This is a genomic window from Pseudoalteromonas sp. S2721 (genome assembly GCF_005887425.1).
Lineage (GTDB): Bacteria > Pseudomonadota > Gammaproteobacteria > Enterobacterales > Alteromonadaceae > Pseudoalteromonas > Pseudoalteromonas simplex.
In genome coordinates this window covers 1-619 of sequence record NZ_PNCZ01000057.1, presented here as the reverse complement: position 1 = coordinate 619, position 619 = coordinate 1, and the positions used below count along the sequence as shown (strand labels likewise).

Below are 619 nucleotides of genomic sequence, written 5' to 3'. Positions count from 1 at the left end.
GACATCGACATGAGCGCACCGACTATTAGGCTTGATACCTTGGCCGATAGTAATGATGTGACACCGCTGATTAGTGGGCAAACCACCGGAGCGGCAGTGGGCAGCTTAGTGCTGCTTACTATCACTGACAGTGCTGGTAATGTCCAAAGTGCGACAGCGACGGTGCAAGCGGATGGCAGTTGGTCTGTTGAGCCAAGTACGGCATTAGCCGAAGGGGATTATACCGTGGTGGCCACCGTGAGCGACGCGGCGGGTAACGAAGGCAGCGATACTGAAACAGGCACCATCGATGTGACGGCACCAACGATTAGCATTGATGCGCCAGCGCTGACCAACGACAATACGCCGACGGTCACTGGCACCTCAGACTTAGCCAATACCTCACTCGCCGTGACCTTTACCGATGCTGATGGTATCAGCCATACCGTGACAGTCACCACTGATGCTTCAGGCAATTGGAGCGCCGAAGCAGGGCAAGCCTTAGCTGATGGCAACTACACAGTCAGTGCCAGTATCAGTGATGCAGCAGGTAATAACAGCAGTGCCAGTGACAGTGGTGAAGTCGACACCATTCCACCGGATCGTGCTTTAGTGCCGACATTGTGACTCGCTCAACTGC

At 54.8% G+C, this 619-nt stretch carries 1 protein-coding gene; it reads left to right on the top strand.

Going from position 1 to position 619, the window contains the following annotated elements; genetic code table 11:
- On the top strand, positions 1-606 hold a 606-nt coding region (locus CWC02_RS17710), incomplete at its 5' end, for an Ig-like domain-containing protein (protein ID WP_171043864.1).
- Between the last annotated feature and the right edge of the window lie 13 nt (positions 607-619).